This window comes from Flavobacterium pectinovorum (assembly GCF_022802975.1).
Lineage (GTDB): Bacteria > Bacteroidota > Bacteroidia > Flavobacteriales > Flavobacteriaceae > Flavobacterium > Flavobacterium pectinovorum_B.
This window is the reverse complement of record NZ_JAFEVZ010000007.1, coordinates 251665-266873: the sequence shown is the minus strand read 5'-3', so window position 1 is coordinate 266873 and position 15209 is coordinate 251665. Positions and strand designations below refer to the sequence as shown.

The following is a 15209-nucleotide window of genomic DNA, read 5'->3' as shown; positions in this document are numbered from 1 at the left end:
TTAACACACGAAAAAAAGTAGTTTTTTAGGTGCTCACTTTGCACCGAAATTAGATGGTCACTTTAAACCGAAACGAAGTGGTCACTTTAAATTGGAAAACAGTGGTCAATATCACTGAGTTTTACAGCATGAAGACGAAAAGTTTACAGAAATTGAATTTTTAGGCCACGTCTTTGGTTTTCCAATTGGGCAATTTACAAATGAGGAATTTGAGCTATATCTGAAAACGAGTATGGATAAGAAAAAAGATTTTTTTTTAAATGCAGTTTTATTGGATAAATTACTGGATATCGATTTCACGCTGAAAGTTCTGGATAAATAACCTTACAGTCTGGTCAATTCTCGCATTGAGAAAGTTTAATGACTTTCTCGTTTTTAATTGTATTTTCGTTTAGCTGAAGATATTTGTTTTTTATATTTCTTACACTTTTTCAGGAAAGAGGATTTTAAACAGCAGGCATATGACTTTCGATAAGTATTAAAAATAAAAAATATGATTTCATTAAAAGAACTTTATAAGATTGCAAAAGATGAGTTATCGGATGTTCTGCCAGAGGATAATTGCGATTTTAGATTAGAACAGGCAGAATACAATTCTAGTGACAAATTTTGGGAGATAGTCGTTTCCTTTCTGACTGAAAACATTAATAAAAGTACTTCTGGATTCGCACAATTGGGACAGAATCTTCCCTATGAACGGGTTTACAAGAAATTGAAAATTAGTGATGAAAAGAAGGTTTTAGGCTTTTACATTTATAAACCGCAATCATGATTCTGATTGATACAAATTCATTGGTTGTTCTAATAATTGGGCTGATCGATGAAGATTTAATAGAAACGCATAAGCGGACTTCGATTTATACAAAAAAGGATTTTCAAGATTTACTTTTGGTAATTGAAAACTTTGAGAACCTGATCGTTTTACCAAATATTTGGACCGAAGTTGATAATCTTCTAAATAGTTTTTCAGGAAATTACAAATGGCAGTATTTACTAAAAATAAAAGAACTTATAGCTCTAAGTTCTGAAAAGTATTTTTCTACGAGTCTCGCAGTTTCGAGTGATTATTTTATCAGTGTGGGCATTACTGATTCATTGGTACTGAAGTTAGCTAAAGAATGTAAGTTTATTATCACATCAGATTCTCAGTTGTCAGACATCGCAACGGCAGAAGGAATAAAAGTTTATGATATGATCCGTAAGAGAAATGAAGAATTTCAATAAATAGTGTGATGGTGCGTGATAAATAAATAGCTTATGGAATGTAAAACAAGAGGATTTAAGAGTAAATCATATTACTACATACGCCAGCATGGAAAACAATAGAAAGATTAAACAAATGACCAGTCTTATTAAAATAATTCTTGAAGATAATTCTTAAATTCAAATGAGCAAACCAATACTGATTTTACGATTACAGGAGCAGTTACAGATCGAAATAAATTTGTCGGCTGTTAATGATTTCTTTGATGCAAAAAATAAAAACACCTATAAGATTGATGATAAAGGGGAAATTATATCGCTTAATTTATTTGAAAATAAAATCACTAATATCGAATTCATAAGGGATTTTAAAAATCTGAAGGAGCTGGATTTGCGTAACAATCCTATCAGAGATTTTAGGCCTCTTGAAGATTTGAAATATATTATTCTTCTAGGCTATAGTAATCACAAAATAAACAGTGAGTCTTTTATAGCGAATTTTTTGCAAAATGACATATTTGATATGGCCAGACATACTTCTAAAATTGCGGCAGTTTATATTCAAGGTCATGAATATTTATTTGAAAAACCGCAGATAATTAATTTCGGAGGCAGAAATATTTATAAAATAAAAGATTATAGTGAAAAGTCGGTAGAATTAGAGTGTGTCTCGAATCCATCTTATATCGAAAATTTTTTTGGAGAAGATATTTCCTTGGTGACTGCTGTGGTTGGAGAAAACGGAACGGGTAAAACAAGCTTAATAACTAAACTCTTCAATCAATTAATACCTGTTCAGATTGGTAATGAAAAAACTGTATTTTTCATTATCGAACAAGCAGATAAAATCAAATATTACTCCTTTTTTGATTTAGAAGAGTTTATAATTAAATCTAATTTTGAAAGTGAAATAGAAAGATCTCCCTTTTATGGATTTCCAATATATTATTCGAATTATTTAAGTGATAGCAGACTTGAAAAAGACAGAACGAAATCATTAAACCTATCTTTAATGAATCAGATATTAAATGATATTAGCTCTGAAGAGGTTAATATTACTAATTCTAAATTTTCATTTGCCTTATATAAAAATACCCAGTTAAAAAGATGGATGAAAATGCTTTCAGATAAGCTGGTCAGTGATGTATTAGAAGAATTTTCTTTGCCAGTTTTTAAAAACATTAATATCGAATTTAATCGAAACAGATCAGTAAATAGTAATTCCATAAGAAATTTTCATTTTGATATTGCGTCTATCAATTATAAAGAAAAGTTAAGAATCGAAACAGAAAATGCTTTATCGGTTATTAAAAAGATCAATGATTTTTTAAGTTCAAAAACATCTTTGTTCTCAAACAGCCAGCCCGATTACATTCAGATAATCGATTTTTTGGTTCTTAGATTAATGGAGTATGCGAGTGATCTAATTTACAGTCCAAAAAAACAGAATCTTTTTCCTAAAATAGAAAACGCAGAGAGTTTCAGTAATTTAGAAAGCCTGAAAAGCAGTACTGAAATATTTGAACTTCTTCAAAAAAACTTTTCATTCCTGGATATTAATTTCAAAAAAATAGATAAAGCATTTCCTTTTGATCTCTTTTTTGATTTTTCTAAAAATATTGAAATGATAATTTCAAATCAGGAGCAGGTAGTATTGGATGGCAGATATAAAATTATTGTAGATTTTACTTCTGCCAGAAGTATCTTAGATTATTATGAACGTCTTTACTTTAAACTTGAAGAAGTATTTAAATCAGAGAACCGCCATTTTATAACTTTTAGCCCCAATATAATTTTGAGTTCAGGCGAGGAAATGGTTCTAAATCTTGTTTCCCTGCTTTATGATAATAAAGAGATAGATACAAATGTTAATTTACCCAAAATTTTATTTTTGGATGAGGCTGATTTAGGTCTTCATCCGAAGTGGAAAAAGATGTTTATCAATACCCTGACAAAGATTTTACCTAAAATTTTTATTGGAATGAGATTGCAGGTTATTTTTACGACGCACGATCCTTTAACACTATCAGATGTACCAAATAATAATATTGTTTATTTAAAAAAACTTAATGGTAAAACAATTGTCCTTGATGATCAAATTAAGCCGAAAAAATCATTTGGAGCCAATATAACAGATTTATTGGGAGATTCTTTTTTCATTGATAATGGATTAATAGGAGATTTTGCCAAAGATAAAATTACGAGTGTTATAAACTGGCTGAATGACGATACTAGAAATTCAGAGGAAGCGCAGTATTGGAAACAAGTTATAGAAATTATAGATGAGCCTTTGATACAATATAAGCTCAAGGAGATGTATTATGAAAAGTTTCCTGAAGATTTTGATAAAGAAAAAGAGATCGAGAAAATAAGTTTAATAGCTGATAAATTAGGTTATAAAATTCAAAAGAAATAATATGCTTGCATTAAACGTTAACAGCACAGCATTAGCAGTTCATCATAAATTGATAAAATGCTGGCTTTCAAAAAAGATAAAAGGAAATAAAAGCCGCAAGAATAGATTGGGGTATAAATGTGAAGATGATGAGTGCGAAATTTGTAAAATCGATATGCATAAAGCAGCTTTACCTCAGGTTTTAGTTGATTTTTTTACTTCTGAAAAAATTGATGCATTAGTATTGGGTAAACCGAAAAACTTAATTGAACTTAATGAGGATTATTTAAATTTAGGTGTTGATAATGATATCACAGTAAAGCTATTTGTGAAATCGGGTTATGAAAATTGGTTTCAGCCAAATTTTGGAAATAAGCTGTTAAACAATATAGATCAGGATACTTGTACATATTGCAATCGAAACTACACCTTACAGACAGTTCCTAACAGATCCAGAGCACAATTGGATCACTGGTTCAGTAAAGAAACTTATCCCTTGCTGGCCCTGTCTTTTTATAACCTGATTCCCAGCTGTTCTTCATGTAATCATTTAAAGTTAGATGCCGTTATCAATAATGATTTTGCTCATCCCTATACTTGTAACGAAGAAAACCAAAAATTTACTTTTAGTTTTAATTTTGTGGATCTTAATAAGTATTATGATATAAAGTGCAAAGTTGAAGCAAACTCAAAAATGGATAATACTTTAAAAGGTTTTAAAATAAAAGAGATTTATAATGCTCATATAAACAAGGAACTTAAAGATTTATTAGAACTGAGATACAAATATTCAGATAATTATATTGACCTTTTGATTAATAAAACTTTTCAAGGATTAATGTCAAAAGAAGAGATATACAGGATGATTTTTGGAATTGAAATTAAAGAGGAAGAGTATCATAAAAGACCATTCAGCAAGTTTAAGCACGATATAATAAAAGAATTGTTAGAAATTTAATTTTTAGCTGTTAAGCGGTGTAGAAAAGTAAATATAATATTAGAGTTTTAAATAATAAAATAATTTTCAAATAGACTTTTGCTGTACTGCATCCATTTCTAAATTTGCCCACCAGACAGTTAATGGACATATCGTTCCTAAAGCTGTTGTTTTTTCATTTTGTTCAATGATATGATCGGGATATAGCAACCCTGTATAAATACCAATTAATTGAAGATTATCATTTCTCTCCACAAAAACAGGTCCGCCCGACATCCCTGGCGATGCAGGACCATCTATTAACATTTCCCTATGCCTGTCTTTAATCTGGTAGGATGCAATAAAACGGGTTACTACTATAGGGATTGGCTGTTCAAGCCCCAGAGCACTGTAGCCATAGGGATAGCCTACAATATGGATTTTTTCTCCTAAAAAAGGATCTTTCTTTGCTGTGTAATCTTTAGTAATAACCTGCCACTGGGAAAGCTGCATGTTCTTTGGCAGTAATAATTTAATAACATCGTGCAGGAAAGGTACTTTTATACCGATACAGTTTAAGCTGTAGTTTGCTGAGTCTTGTTTTTCCTGAATCCAAAGAGGAGTATTATGCTTATCATAAAGAGGGATTACTGAATTTTGGTTTCCCGAAACAAGTTCAACACCTTTATTTGGATTTTCCTTATTCTGAAGGTTGATTTCTAAAAATTTTCTATTTGGGAGTTGTCTTCCGACTTCAATATTGTGCATGTTATAGCTTGTAACAACATGCCAGCACGTATATAAAAATAAGTCCTCTCCTTCCTGGACTATAAAACCACTTGCAACAACATTTTTTAGTGGGTTTTTATTTTCATCTAAACATTGTATATGAACGGCTTTCATCATTAAAAAATGTCTTTGTGCCTCTAAAGATGTTTTGTTCATAATCTCTTTTTAAATTTTCTTTTTCAAAATATGCAGTAACAGCCTTAATCCTCTCCTCTAATAAGGTGATAAATTTATTTCCGTCAAAATAATAAAAAATCACATTCCTTCTCTTTAAATCCTGCAAATTATTTTTCATCGGTACAGTAGACTTTTAAAATGACTGTAAAGTGATAACTGCATTTCTATCTTTTTTGATGCCTTTTAACCTGCTGCATAACAGTTTGATTACATCTAAAATCAATAAGTTTTGGTAGGCTGTTTTCATTCGAAACGGATAAAAAGGCAGCCAAGATAGTGTGCGCCGGATCCTGCAGGCGCATAACGGCCCTGCCGCCCTTCGGGACTTATAGCCCTCCGCATCCTTGACCGCCCACTTTATTCCTGCTTTCTTTTTTTCCGTTTTTTCTTTTGAAAACAATTTTGCGGGATAGGCGGGAAGAAGCAGTAATAATCTAAAACTTATAAATCATGGAAATCACAGGACGCTTAACCAGAGATGCTGTTGTTGCCAAAACAGCAAAAGACAGACAGGTCGTTAACTTCTCCATTGCAGTTAATGACACTTACAAAGCCAAAGGAAACACCGAAGCAGTAAAAATGGTCACCTATATCGACTGTTCGTACTGGCTCAGTGCAGGTGTTGCCCAATGGCTCAAAAAAGGCACACTCGTGGAACTTTTCGGTAGGATAGGAGTGAATGCCTACCTCAATGCGGAGGGGAAAGCCGTTGGAAGCCTCACTTTTCATACAAGTAATATCAAAATACTGCTTTTCGCATCCAATGCTCAGCCTGTTCAGTCGGGAGATTTTTCTGCCAAGAAAAGTAAAAAAGAAGAACCTGACGACCTGCCTTTTTAATGATCGGATGATAAATGTATAAGCCTAAAGAAATGAGTTATGAAAGCCTTGGAAAAATCAATATATGCCCAGTATGACGTTCACGATGCATTCAAAAAGATAATCCTCTTAGAAATGCAGTCTTATGACGGAACAAAAAAACAGCAGCTTAAAGCATTCCTTGAAGACATGCAGAAAGGAGGATGCATCAGCGGTATGATTTCACAGTTTATTTATCATGCCGACTGCAAAAAGTTCTATATCCAGCATCTTGATGAGTTGGAGGAAATCAGAAAAGAAATGGAAGATTCCCTTGGGGAAGCTGTAAAAGACCGATACGGTCTGCCTCATTACACCTTTATGTGCTGGCTCTGTTTTGAAGAGTACTGTTACGACATCTACAGAACCTCTTTTGAATAAGACTATTTGAACAATCTTAAATCTTCCCTTATGAAAGCTTCAGAAAACTTTAAGACCGCTATAGAAAATTACCTCAATCAGAATGCCCTTGGCGATGCTGTCTTTGCACAGCATTTCGCCAAGCAGTCCAAAAACATGGAAAGCTGTTGCAATTACATTTTTGGCGAGGTAAAAAAAACAGGACTGTGTGCCTTTGACAATCAGGAAATCTTTGACATGGCAGTCAAGTATTATACTGATGACAGCATTGGACAGCCTCAGCCCGTAAACTGCAGGGTTGTGGCAAGTGAGCCTGAAAAGGCTGATTTGTTTACTGCTGTACCCGAAGTTCCGCAGAATACCGCCATTGTTAAAACGGCGGTCACTGCTCCCAAACCCGAATCGAAAACCCTGACACTCTTTGACCTATGATACCCAAAACCATCATCGAAAAACAGATTGTCTCGCTGAGCGTGACCCTTTCCCCTGTATCGCAGAAGATGCAGATTTGGGCAGAGAAGAATATTTTCATCAAATGGGGCGTCCTGTCAAGGGGGAAATTCCACTGCCTTGACTGCGCCCATTCCTGGAAGCCTGATGCGCAGAAAGCATCCTGCCAAAAGTATATCACCTGCACCGCATGCAGGGGAAAACTTAAAATGCATCAGTACAATCAGGTGCATTTCAAGGAAATAGAGTATTGGGCTGTTTTGGACGTATGCGGGGGATTTCAGGTCGTGCGCATCATCTGTTCGCACAAAGACATGAAAAAGAACTTCCTTCCTACTTATTTCCATAAGGAAGTCATGCAGCATTGGATTAATGGGAAAGGGGAGGTGCGGACACTTTCGCTTGGCACCAACGTTTTTTCAAATGCCTATGATGCATGGAAATATTATTCCCCTCTTGAAATACGCCCGAAAAGTTTTGAAAGCTCTCCCAAATACCGCATCAGTCCCTATAAGGTGTATTCAGTGGCAAAAACCATTGCAGTGCTGAAAAGGAACGGCTTCAAAGGCAGTTTTTACGGCATTGCACCGCAGATTCTTTTTACGGCTCTCTTGAAGGATCCCCATGCCGAAACGCTTCTCAAGACAGCACAGACCGATTTTTTGAAGCATTATCTGCTTTCCCATTCACAGCACATCAGGGAGAATTGGCAGGCAGTGAAAACCTGCATTAAAAATAATTATAAGATAAAAGATTTCAGCCTTTGGGAAGATTACATCTCCCTGCTCAGATGGTTTAAAAAGGATTTGAATAATGCCGATATGGTATGCCCTGAGAATTTGGAAGAGATGCATGACAGGCTTGTGGACAAAAAACGCAGAATCCAGAGACGTGAGCATATAAAAGAACTTCGCCAAGAAATACAGAATGCGCAGCTCAGCTATGAACAGCAGAAAAAGCAATTTTTCGGGCTTGAGTTCGCCAAAGAGAATCTCAGCATCAGCGTGATGGAAAGCGTGCAGGATTTTCTCGAACAGGGAGACATACTGCGCCACTGCGTATTTACCAATGAATACTATAAAAAGAGAAACTCCCTTATACTGTCGGCTAAATTCCAAAACAAGCCCGTGGAGACCATTGAGGTGGCGCTTCCCTCGCTTGAAATCGTGCAGTGCAGGGGAACCAAAAACAAAGTTTCCCCGCATCACGCCCAGATTCTAAAGCTGTTGGGCAGGAACCTCTATCAGATTAAAGAGCGCATAAAGAACAAAAAAGCAGACCGAGCCGAAAATTAATTTTCGGCTTTTTTTTAACATAATGTTAAATTTTCGCGCCCAGATACTGCAAGGCGGGATTAGGGTATGAGGGGTTCAGGCTTAATTCCAAAACAAAGTTCGGGAACAAGAGGCGGTTCGTCCAAAAAAATTCCCCCATAAATGCAGGGCACAACCCCTGCTTTATTGCGTTGCTTTTTTGGCTCGCTTTCTCATTCCCGGCTCAGGTTCCATAATTAATCTTAAAACTTAGAAATCATGGAAACGATCAAAACACTTCAGAACTGGAATCAGGTGGCAGAAATCCAATTGGTTTACAAAACAAAAGTAAAAGCATCGGAGAGACCCTATATCAGCTCTTCCAGATCCGTTTATCAGCTGGCACTGCAGTGCTGGAATCCCGGTACCATCGAATTTTTCGAGCAGTTTAAAGTCCTGCTTCTCAACCAGTCCAACAAGGTTCTCGGCCTTTACGAGGTTTCCTCAGGAGGCATAGCCGGAACTGTTGTAGACCTGAGGCTGATTTTTGCCGCAGCCCTCAAAGCCAATGCCGTATCGCTCATTATGATCCACAATCATCCTTCAGGACAGACCAGACCTTCCGAGGCCGACATACAGATAACCAGAAAAGTGAAAGAAGCTGGGAAGATTCTCGATGTCACGCTGCTGGATCACCTGATCATCACGCCCGAAACCTATTACTCCTTTGCAGATGAAGGCGCCCTGTAGCGCCTTTATCTTTTTTTTAGCACTTTTCTGGATTGAAAAATGAAATTTTCGAGCAGACACTGCGATGTTTTAAACAGGATTTAAAGGGGCAGGAAAATCAGGCAGGCTTCAGTATTTCAAAAAACGGTGCCCTGATTTTAAAGAGTCCGCAAAAGTGTAATTAAAGGTCGCAAAAGTATAATTGAAACCATATGCTCACAGCGTAGCTTTGCGGAAATGGTACATAAGCTTGTTTCTATATTGCTGCTTCTTGCGTTGATGGGTTCAAACTTTTCACGTTATTTCGTGCTTGCCGGTTTTCAGGCAAACAGCCGCTACATTGCCGATACTCTTTGCGAAAACAGGACGCGCCCGCAATTGCACTGCAACGGGAAGTGTTATCTGGCAAAAAAGCTCAGACAGGCCGATGAAAGCGAAAAAAAGCAGGCTGAAAAAAATGAAATCAGCAATAGTGAAATCGGCTTATTACAGCGGGCTCTCCATGTTTCGTTTGCTGTTTCCGCGGTGGATGCCGAACCATTAAAAACATCCCTGCGGCGCAGTTTTAGATATGCCGGCCATTACACCGGCAGTATTTTTCGCCCGCCCCGCACAGCAGCATCATGATATCCGATTATCGGATACCGGGCAGTTCCTTTTGGCATCACAGCTCCTCTTTCCGGATTGTGCCAAAGTGATTCAAATCCTCCCAGAGAGGAAGTAAGGCACCGCCATATATTTCAATAACCCAATTTTTAGAAAAATGAAAAATCAAATAACAATAATGTTCTGTTTGTTTGCTTTGCTCACCTGCTGTTCTGCATCCTATGCGCAGAACAGCAGTGCCGCTTTGGCTGAGCTGGCATTGGAATTTAATAATGTAGTAGGGGATAAACCCTTAAAACTTCAGGATGGATCCTACAGCAATGAAGCCGGGGAAAAGTTCAGTGTTACCACTTTTAATTATTTTGTCAGTAATATAAAACTGCATCAAAAGGAAGGGAAAGAATATGTAATTCCCCAGGACAGCAGTTATTTTCTGATAAAAGAAAATGATCCTGCCAGCAGGAAAATCAATTTGAAGGTTCCCGAAGGACAATACACCGCAGTGACATTTACCATTGGGGTGGACAGCCTGAGAAGCACCATGGACATCAGCCGCCGTACAGGCGCACTTGATATTGCCGGAGGGATGCTCGATGGAATGTACTGGACATGGAACAGCGGCTATCTCTTTATGAAATTTGAAGGGGATTCCCCGCAGGCGGAACTCGACCGCACCGGACAGAGAAAGTTCCGTTATCATATCGGGGGATTTGGCGGCTACAACAAGCCTTCTGTCAATAATATCCGGACCGTTACCATAGACCTTTCCAAAAAAGGAGCAGTCAAAGCAAAAAAGAATGCCATAAGCAGGGTGGTGCTGCAGACCGATGCCTCGAGGGTGTTTAACGGAAAAACGAAAGTCAGCATAGCTGCGAATTCAACGGTAATGTTCGGGGATTTCAGCAGGCTCATTTCAGAAAATTATACCCAGATGTTTAGTCATATTTCAACTAAAAATTGACCGTATGCCCAGGAAATGTTATCTAATAATAATTCTGTTTTTATTTGTGCTTTTTCAGTCATTCAAACAATCAATATTCGAGGGTTTCGTAAAACCCGAAAACTTCCCCGAGCCTGTATATGATGTTGCTCAAAATCCCGTGACAAAGGAAAGCTTTGAGCTTGGCCGGAAGCTGTTTTATGAAACTGCTCTCTCGCGGGACAATTCCATTTCATGCGGTTCCTGCCATGTGCAGTCCTCTGCTTTTACCCAGCATGGACACGATGTGAGCCACGGTATTGAAGACCGTCTGGGAAGCCGGAATTCCCCCCCGATAATGAATCTCGCCTGGAACAGATCGTTTTTCTGGGACGGCGGGGTATTCCATCTGGATCTGTTTTCAGTCTCGCCCATTACAAACCCTGTGGAAATGGATGAGAAAATGGAGAATGTTTTAGAAAAACTGCGCTCAAAAATGGAGTATCGCGAAAAGTTTAAAACAGTGTATGGATCAGATGACATTACAGGAAATCAGGTTTTTAAAGCCCTTTCCAGTTTTATGATCATGTGTATCAGCAGCAATTCCAAATACGACAGCGTGATGCGGAAAACCGGAGCCCGTTTTACCGAGGCTGAAAGCAGGGGATATGATATATTCTCCAACAATTGCAGCAGCTGCCATAAAGAGCCCCTTTTTACTGATGGATCATTTAGGAATAACGGGCTCGATAACCAATTCAATCCTGATACCGGCAGGCAGGCCATTACCCTGGATCCGGAAGACAGATTCAAATTTAAAGTCCCCTCACTGCGGAACCTCACCTATACCGTGCCCTACATGCATGACGGGAGATTTACAAAAATAGATCAGGTACTGGATCATTATGCCCGGGGCGTGCAGGACAGCCATACGCTTGATCCGGTGCTGAAAAAAAAGGGGCAGCCCGGTATTGCGCTTACCGCCGGTGAGAAGACGGATCTGAAAGCTTTCCTGAAAACCCTGGATGACAAATATTTTATAACACGCAGAGATTTATCTGAACAATAACAAGATTATGAAAAAAACAAAAACAATATTAGCATCCTTTTTGGTGCTGCTGGCCGTGGCATCCTGTGCAAAAAAAGAGAATAAAGCCGAGGACAGCTCCTCAGGACATCATCACCAGAGCGCTGATGTCAATGGAGAGCAGTATGCCATGAAAGTAAACAACGGAACAATAAAAAAAGATACCCTTAAAGGCAGCCCCGAGCGTACTGCTATGGGATTTGTTGACGGCTCCCACATTCATATTGAATACAGCTCTCCCGGAACAAGGGGAAGGGTAATCTGGGGCGGACTGGTGCCTCTGGATCATTTGTGGGTAACAGGTGCCCACAGCGCCACAAGGATCAGTTTCAGTAAAGACGTGAACATCAACTCCAAAAGGATAAAGGCAGGGGAGTACGCATTTTTTACCATCCCGGGAAAAGAAAGCTGGACACTGATCTTCAATACAAAAGCCAGGCAGCATCTCACCGATGATTATGACCAGAAAGATGATGCGCTTCGCCTTGAGGTAACCCCTGAAAAGCTGGCCCAGCCGGTTCAAAGGCTGACCTACAGGGTGAAAGAACTATCGCAGCGTGAGGGGACAGTAAGCATGGAATGGGAGTACCTGAAAATATCTTTCTCGATCACTGCAGTTGATGCTAAATAAGGAAGACATGATTTTAGATATTCATACCGGCAGACAGCGTAAAATGAAAAACAAGATGCCGGCAATAAGATATGCATTTATAATACTCTTATCCCTGATAAGCCGAAACGCCGCAGGACAGGAAAAAACACCAGTTCAGGCAGTGAGTTCTCCCATAAACACAGAAGTTTTAGGGAGTAACCGCGGTCTGGCTTTTCAGATGATTATTGATAAAAAAATAAGCAGCATCCCAAGGCTCGGTTTTTTTAGCGTAACCTCCCTTGTAGGGGAATGGGGCGAGGATCAGATCGGCGATTATATGACGCAGGCCAGTCTGACCTATGAGCTGGTCAAAGGGCTGAAATTTGCCGGCGGTTTTCACGTTACCCCTGTCAAAGGGATGAGGCCCATTGCCGGATTGATTTATACAAAAGCCAGCCCCGTCTGGTTATTTGTGGCTAATTCCAGAATAGATTATTCTAAGGATACCAATGTGGAAGGAATGTTTTTAGTGGAATACAAGCCGGAAATCAATGATAACTGGCGCTTTTATTCGCGGCTTCAGGCCTTGTACGAGTACAGCACGGTAATCGATATGCAGACCAGAAGCTACTTAATGGCCCGTGCCGGTCTAAGTTATAAAGAAATAACTTTTGGTGCAGGCACCAATATTGATTTTTACGGCCCGGAAAAGCACAATGAAAACAGCTTTGGCGGTTTTGTAAGCTTTCTGCTTTTCTAAATAAGGGGAGTGCTCTTCAGGTGATGTATCCAGAGCCTGTTATGAGTAAATTTCAAAACAGCTAAACACAATAGATATAATAAAGCCTGCAAACAGCATTTTGCAGGCTTCATGGTTTTAGTAATCAGCTTAGTATGCTGATGCTGTTTCTGCCGTAGACTTCACAGCAGTAAGTCCAGATTCTATTATTTGATTTTATCAAAGGCCTGCTGCAGATCTGCTTTGATATCATCAATATGCTCAATGCCGACAGATAAACGCAGCAGCCCCGCAAATACACCTGCAGCCTTTTGCGCCTCTGCGCTTAATTGCTGATGTGTGGTGGCTGCAGGATGGATAATCAGTGATTTCGTATCCCCTACATTGGCCAGATGACTGATTAATTCCAGACTGTCGATAAAATCATTAGCTTTGGTCAGATCACCTTTTATCTGGAAGGAAAGAACAGCGCCGTACCCGTTTTTAAAATATTTTTGGGCGTTGGCATGACTCGGCGAACTTTCAAGTCCAGGATAGTTGACCTTCTCGACCTGCGGATGTCCCTCCAGCCATTTGGCAATTTCAAGGGTATTGTCTACATGGCGCTGAACGCGGAGCGATAAGGTTTCCAAACCCTGTATGAGCTGGAAGGAGTTGAACGGGGAGATTGCCGGACCAAAATCACGAAGCCCTTCAACACGGGCGCGGATAGCAAACTGTATATTACCAAAGGGGCTGTTCACGCCAAAGGCATCAGCGAAAACCAGTCCATGATAGCCTTCCGAAGGCTCGGAAAACTGTTTGAATTTTCCATTTCCCCAGTTGTAGGTGCCTCCGTCAACAATAACACCCCCTATGCTTGTGCCATGGCCGCCTATCCATTTTGTGGCAGATTCAACCACCACTGCAGCACCGTGCTCCAAAGGCCTGAATAAATAGCCGCCTGCTCCAAAGGTATTGTCGACAATTAGCGGCAGATCGTGTTTTTTGGCAACAGCTGCAATTTTATCAAAGTCCGGAACATCATAACTTGGATTGCCAATGGTCTCCAGATATAAGGCTTTGGTATTTTCATTGATCAGTGATTCAAACCCTTCGGCTGTTGTCTCTGCTGTAAACTGAACCGTAACCCCGATTCTTTTGAAGGCTACCTTGAATTGATTGTAAGTGCCCCCGTAAATATTGCTGCTCGATACAAAGTTGTCCCCGGCTTCCAGAATATTGTTAAGGGCAATAAATTGTGCCGCCTGGCCCGAAGCAGTCGCCAGTGCCGCAACCCCTCCCTCCAAGGCTGCAACACGTTTTTCAAAAACATCGGTAGTTGGATTTTGAAGACGGGTATAGATATTGCCAAATTGTTTTAAGGCAAACAGGTTGGCGCCATGCTCGGCATTTTCAAATACATACGAGCTTGTCTGGTATATAGGAACTGCCCTTGAACCTGTGGTTGGATCGGCGGTCTGTCCTGCATGAACCTGCAGTGTTTCAAATTTTAATTTTTTGGTTGTTGACATTTTTTATAATTATATAGTTAGAAAATCTGCATTGAAAAACAGCCTGACGGCAATAAACATAAACGATTTCGGCAGCAGCGGCTTTGAATTGGATCATGGCGTTTGTTATTGAAGTAAACGTAACTGCGTTTTTGTTCTACGGTGATGTAATGATCATCTCTTGCTGCTTCTTTATGAATCAAAACCCCGCAGGTGCTGACTGGATTGGATTTCATACGATCTGTTTTGTAAATATATACCTAGAAATTAATAATCCAAAATATTTTAAATTGTTTATTGGAAACAGGAGTAAAAAACGATACTTCTTTCCTCTTTGCGGTGATTATATGTTTCCCCGCATACACTTTATAGGCTCTGCGCCAGTTAATGGGACTGCGTATTTTATGCTCAGGTACGTTGCAGCATTCGGCTGGTGGAGGATTTGTTTTCGATGCCTTCAGCGGGGGTGTAAAAAAAGCAACGGGAAGATAAAATCATGCGCATGGGTGCACTTTAAAAAAAAGCGGGAAATTGACCAATTTTGGCACAAAACCGCCCTTTTGCGATACATGGCTTTAAAATATATTTGTTCCCATCAGCATATATTCCCTTAAGCCATCCGGGCGCAGTTAACAATAGTGCG

The 15209-nt window shown here is 39.0% G+C and carries 17 protein-coding genes; 14 read left to right on the top strand and 3 right to left on the bottom strand.

Annotation, left to right across the window (positions count from 1 at the left end; genetic code table 11):
• Window positions 1–493 precede the first annotated feature (493 nt).
• The 4 genes from FLV_RS12530 to FLV_RS12515 all read left to right on the top strand — a co-directional run bounded on the left by FLV_RS12530 (window position 494) and on the right by FLV_RS12515 (window position 4556).
• Entirely contained in the window at window positions 494–772 is a 279-nt protein-coding gene (locus FLV_RS12530) for a hypothetical protein (RefSeq protein WP_243234222.1), read from the top strand.
• A complete protein-coding gene (locus FLV_RS12525; protein WP_243234221.1) occupies window positions 769–1224 on the top strand; it encodes a hypothetical protein in 456 nt (151 codons plus the stop codon). The genes FLV_RS12530 and FLV_RS12525 overlap by 4 nt, the downstream gene beginning before the upstream one ends.
• A gap of 163 nt (window positions 1225–1387) precedes the next feature.
• The gene (locus FLV_RS12520; RefSeq protein WP_243234219.1) at window positions 1388–3619 is read left to right on the top strand and encodes an AAA family ATPase; all 2232 of its coding nucleotides are present in this window, start codon (window positions 1388–1390) and stop codon (window positions 3617–3619) included.
• Window position 3620: 1 nt separating this feature from the next.
• Complete coding sequence (locus FLV_RS12515) at window positions 3621–4556, top strand: hypothetical protein (protein WP_243234217.1); 936 nt, start codon at window positions 3621–3623, stop codon at window positions 4554–4556.
• Window positions 4557–4622: 66 nt separating this feature from the next.
• On the opposite strand, the gene FLV_RS12510 is transcribed toward FLV_RS12515, so the two are convergent.
• Window positions 4623–5459, bottom strand: coding sequence for a serine protease (locus FLV_RS12510; protein WP_243234215.1), 837 nt, complete (start codon window positions 5457–5459; stop codon window positions 4623–4625).
• A 471-nt stretch (window positions 5460–5930) separates the two neighbouring features.
• Between FLV_RS12510 and FLV_RS12505 the strand changes: the two genes are divergently transcribed.
• From FLV_RS12505 to FLV_RS12460, 10 genes are all read left to right on the top strand, one after another.
• A complete protein-coding gene (locus FLV_RS12505; protein WP_243234213.1) occupies window positions 5931–6320 on the top strand; it encodes a single-stranded DNA-binding protein in 390 nt (129 codons plus the stop codon).
• 39 nt (window positions 6321–6359) lie between these two features.
• Window positions 6360–6719, top strand: coding sequence for a hypothetical protein (locus tag FLV_RS12500; RefSeq protein WP_243234211.1), 360 nt, complete (start codon window positions 6360–6362; stop codon window positions 6717–6719).
• A 6-nt stretch (window positions 6720–6725) separates the two neighbouring features.
• Window positions 6726–7130, top strand: coding sequence for a PcfK-like family protein (locus FLV_RS12495; protein WP_243234210.1), 405 nt, complete (start codon window positions 6726–6728; stop codon window positions 7128–7130).
• Window positions 7127–8443, top strand: coding sequence for a PcfJ domain-containing protein (locus tag FLV_RS12490; RefSeq protein ID WP_243234209.1), 1317 nt, complete (start codon window positions 7127–7129; stop codon window positions 8441–8443). The genes FLV_RS12495 and FLV_RS12490 overlap by 4 nt, the downstream gene beginning before the upstream one ends.
• Window positions 8444–8680: 237 nt before the next feature.
• Window positions 8681–9151 carry a RadC family protein gene (locus tag FLV_RS12485; protein ID WP_243234208.1) on the top strand — a complete coding sequence of 157 codons (471 nt, stop codon included), beginning with the start codon at window positions 8681–8683 and terminating at the stop codon, window positions 9149–9151.
• Window positions 9152–9367: 216 nt separating this feature from the next.
• Window positions 9368–9757, top strand: coding sequence for a hypothetical protein (locus tag FLV_RS12480; RefSeq protein WP_243234206.1), 390 nt, complete (start codon window positions 9368–9370; stop codon window positions 9755–9757).
• A gap of 136 nt (window positions 9758–9893) precedes the next feature.
• Window positions 9894–10697, top strand: coding sequence for an MbnP family protein (locus tag FLV_RS12475; RefSeq protein WP_243234204.1), 804 nt, complete (start codon window positions 9894–9896; stop codon window positions 10695–10697).
• A gap of 4 nt (window positions 10698–10701) precedes the next feature.
• The gene (locus tag FLV_RS12470) at window positions 10702–11724 is read left to right on the top strand and encodes a cytochrome-c peroxidase (RefSeq protein WP_243234203.1); all 1023 of its coding nucleotides are present in this window, start codon (window positions 10702–10704) and stop codon (window positions 11722–11724) included.
• A gap of 7 nt (window positions 11725–11731) precedes the next feature.
• Window positions 11732–12373: a DUF2911 domain-containing protein gene (locus FLV_RS12465; protein ID WP_243234201.1), complete on the top strand. Its 642-nt coding sequence runs from the start codon at window positions 11732–11734 to the stop codon at window positions 12371–12373.
• A gap of 7 nt (window positions 12374–12380) precedes the next feature.
• Entirely contained in the window at window positions 12381–13094 is a 714-nt protein-coding gene (locus FLV_RS12460; protein WP_243234199.1) for a hypothetical protein, read from the top strand.
• 185 nt (window positions 13095–13279) lie between these two features.
• Here the strand turns inward: FLV_RS12460 and FLV_RS12455 are convergent, their stop codons facing one another.
• Both FLV_RS12455 and FLV_RS12450 read right to left on the bottom strand, forming a co-directional pair.
• A complete protein-coding gene (locus tag FLV_RS12455; protein ID WP_243234198.1) occupies window positions 13280–14587 on the bottom strand; it encodes an O-acetylhomoserine aminocarboxypropyltransferase/cysteine synthase family protein in 1308 nt (435 codons plus the stop codon).
• Between the two features lie 17 nt (window positions 14588–14604).
• The gene (locus tag FLV_RS12450; protein ID WP_243234197.1) at window positions 14605–14802 is read right to left on the bottom strand and encodes a hypothetical protein; all 198 of its coding nucleotides are present in this window, start codon (window positions 14800–14802) and stop codon (window positions 14605–14607) included.
• Window positions 14803–15209: the final 407 nt, after the last annotated feature.

Coding starts and splice junctions, on each gene's coding strand:
- FLV_RS12500 (WP_243234211.1), top strand. CDS start 6,360: ATGAAAGCCTTGGAAAAATCAATATATGCCCAGTATGACGTTCACGAT.
- FLV_RS12470 (WP_243234203.1), top strand. CDS start 10,702: ATGCCCAGGAAATGTTATCTAATAATAATTCTGTTTTTATTTGTGCTT.
- FLV_RS12480 (WP_243234206.1), top strand. CDS start 9,368: ATGGTACATAAGCTTGTTTCTATATTGCTGCTTCTTGCGTTGATGGGT.
- FLV_RS12530 (WP_243234222.1), top strand. CDS start 494: ATGATTTCATTAAAAGAACTTTATAAGATTGCAAAAGATGAGTTATCG.
- FLV_RS12525 (WP_243234221.1), top strand. CDS start 769: ATGATTCTGATTGATACAAATTCATTGGTTGTTCTAATAATTGGGCTG.
- FLV_RS12450 (WP_243234197.1), bottom strand. CDS start 14,802: ATGAAATCCAATCCAGTCAGCACCTGCGGGGTTTTGATTCATAAAGAA.
- FLV_RS12505 (WP_243234213.1), top strand. CDS start 5,931: ATGGAAATCACAGGACGCTTAACCAGAGATGCTGTTGTTGCCAAAACA.
- FLV_RS12485 (WP_243234208.1), top strand. CDS start 8,681: ATGGAAACGATCAAAACACTTCAGAACTGGAATCAGGTGGCAGAAATC.
- FLV_RS12515 (WP_243234217.1), top strand. CDS start 3,621: ATGCTTGCATTAAACGTTAACAGCACAGCATTAGCAGTTCATCATAAA.
- FLV_RS12465 (WP_243234201.1), top strand. CDS start 11,732: ATGAAAAAAACAAAAACAATATTAGCATCCTTTTTGGTGCTGCTGGCC.
- FLV_RS12490 (WP_243234209.1), top strand. CDS start 7,127: ATGATACCCAAAACCATCATCGAAAAACAGATTGTCTCGCTGAGCGTG.
- FLV_RS12475 (WP_243234204.1), top strand. CDS start 9,894: ATGAAAAATCAAATAACAATAATGTTCTGTTTGTTTGCTTTGCTCACC.
- FLV_RS12460 (WP_243234199.1), top strand. CDS start 12,381: ATGATTTTAGATATTCATACCGGCAGACAGCGTAAAATGAAAAACAAG.
- FLV_RS12520 (WP_243234219.1), top strand. CDS start 1,388: ATGAGCAAACCAATACTGATTTTACGATTACAGGAGCAGTTACAGATC.
- FLV_RS12510 (WP_243234215.1), bottom strand. CDS start 5,459: ATGAACAAAACATCTTTAGAGGCACAAAGACATTTTTTAATGATGAAA.
- FLV_RS12455 (WP_243234198.1), bottom strand. CDS start 14,587: ATGTCAACAACCAAAAAATTAAAATTTGAAACACTGCAGGTTCATGCA.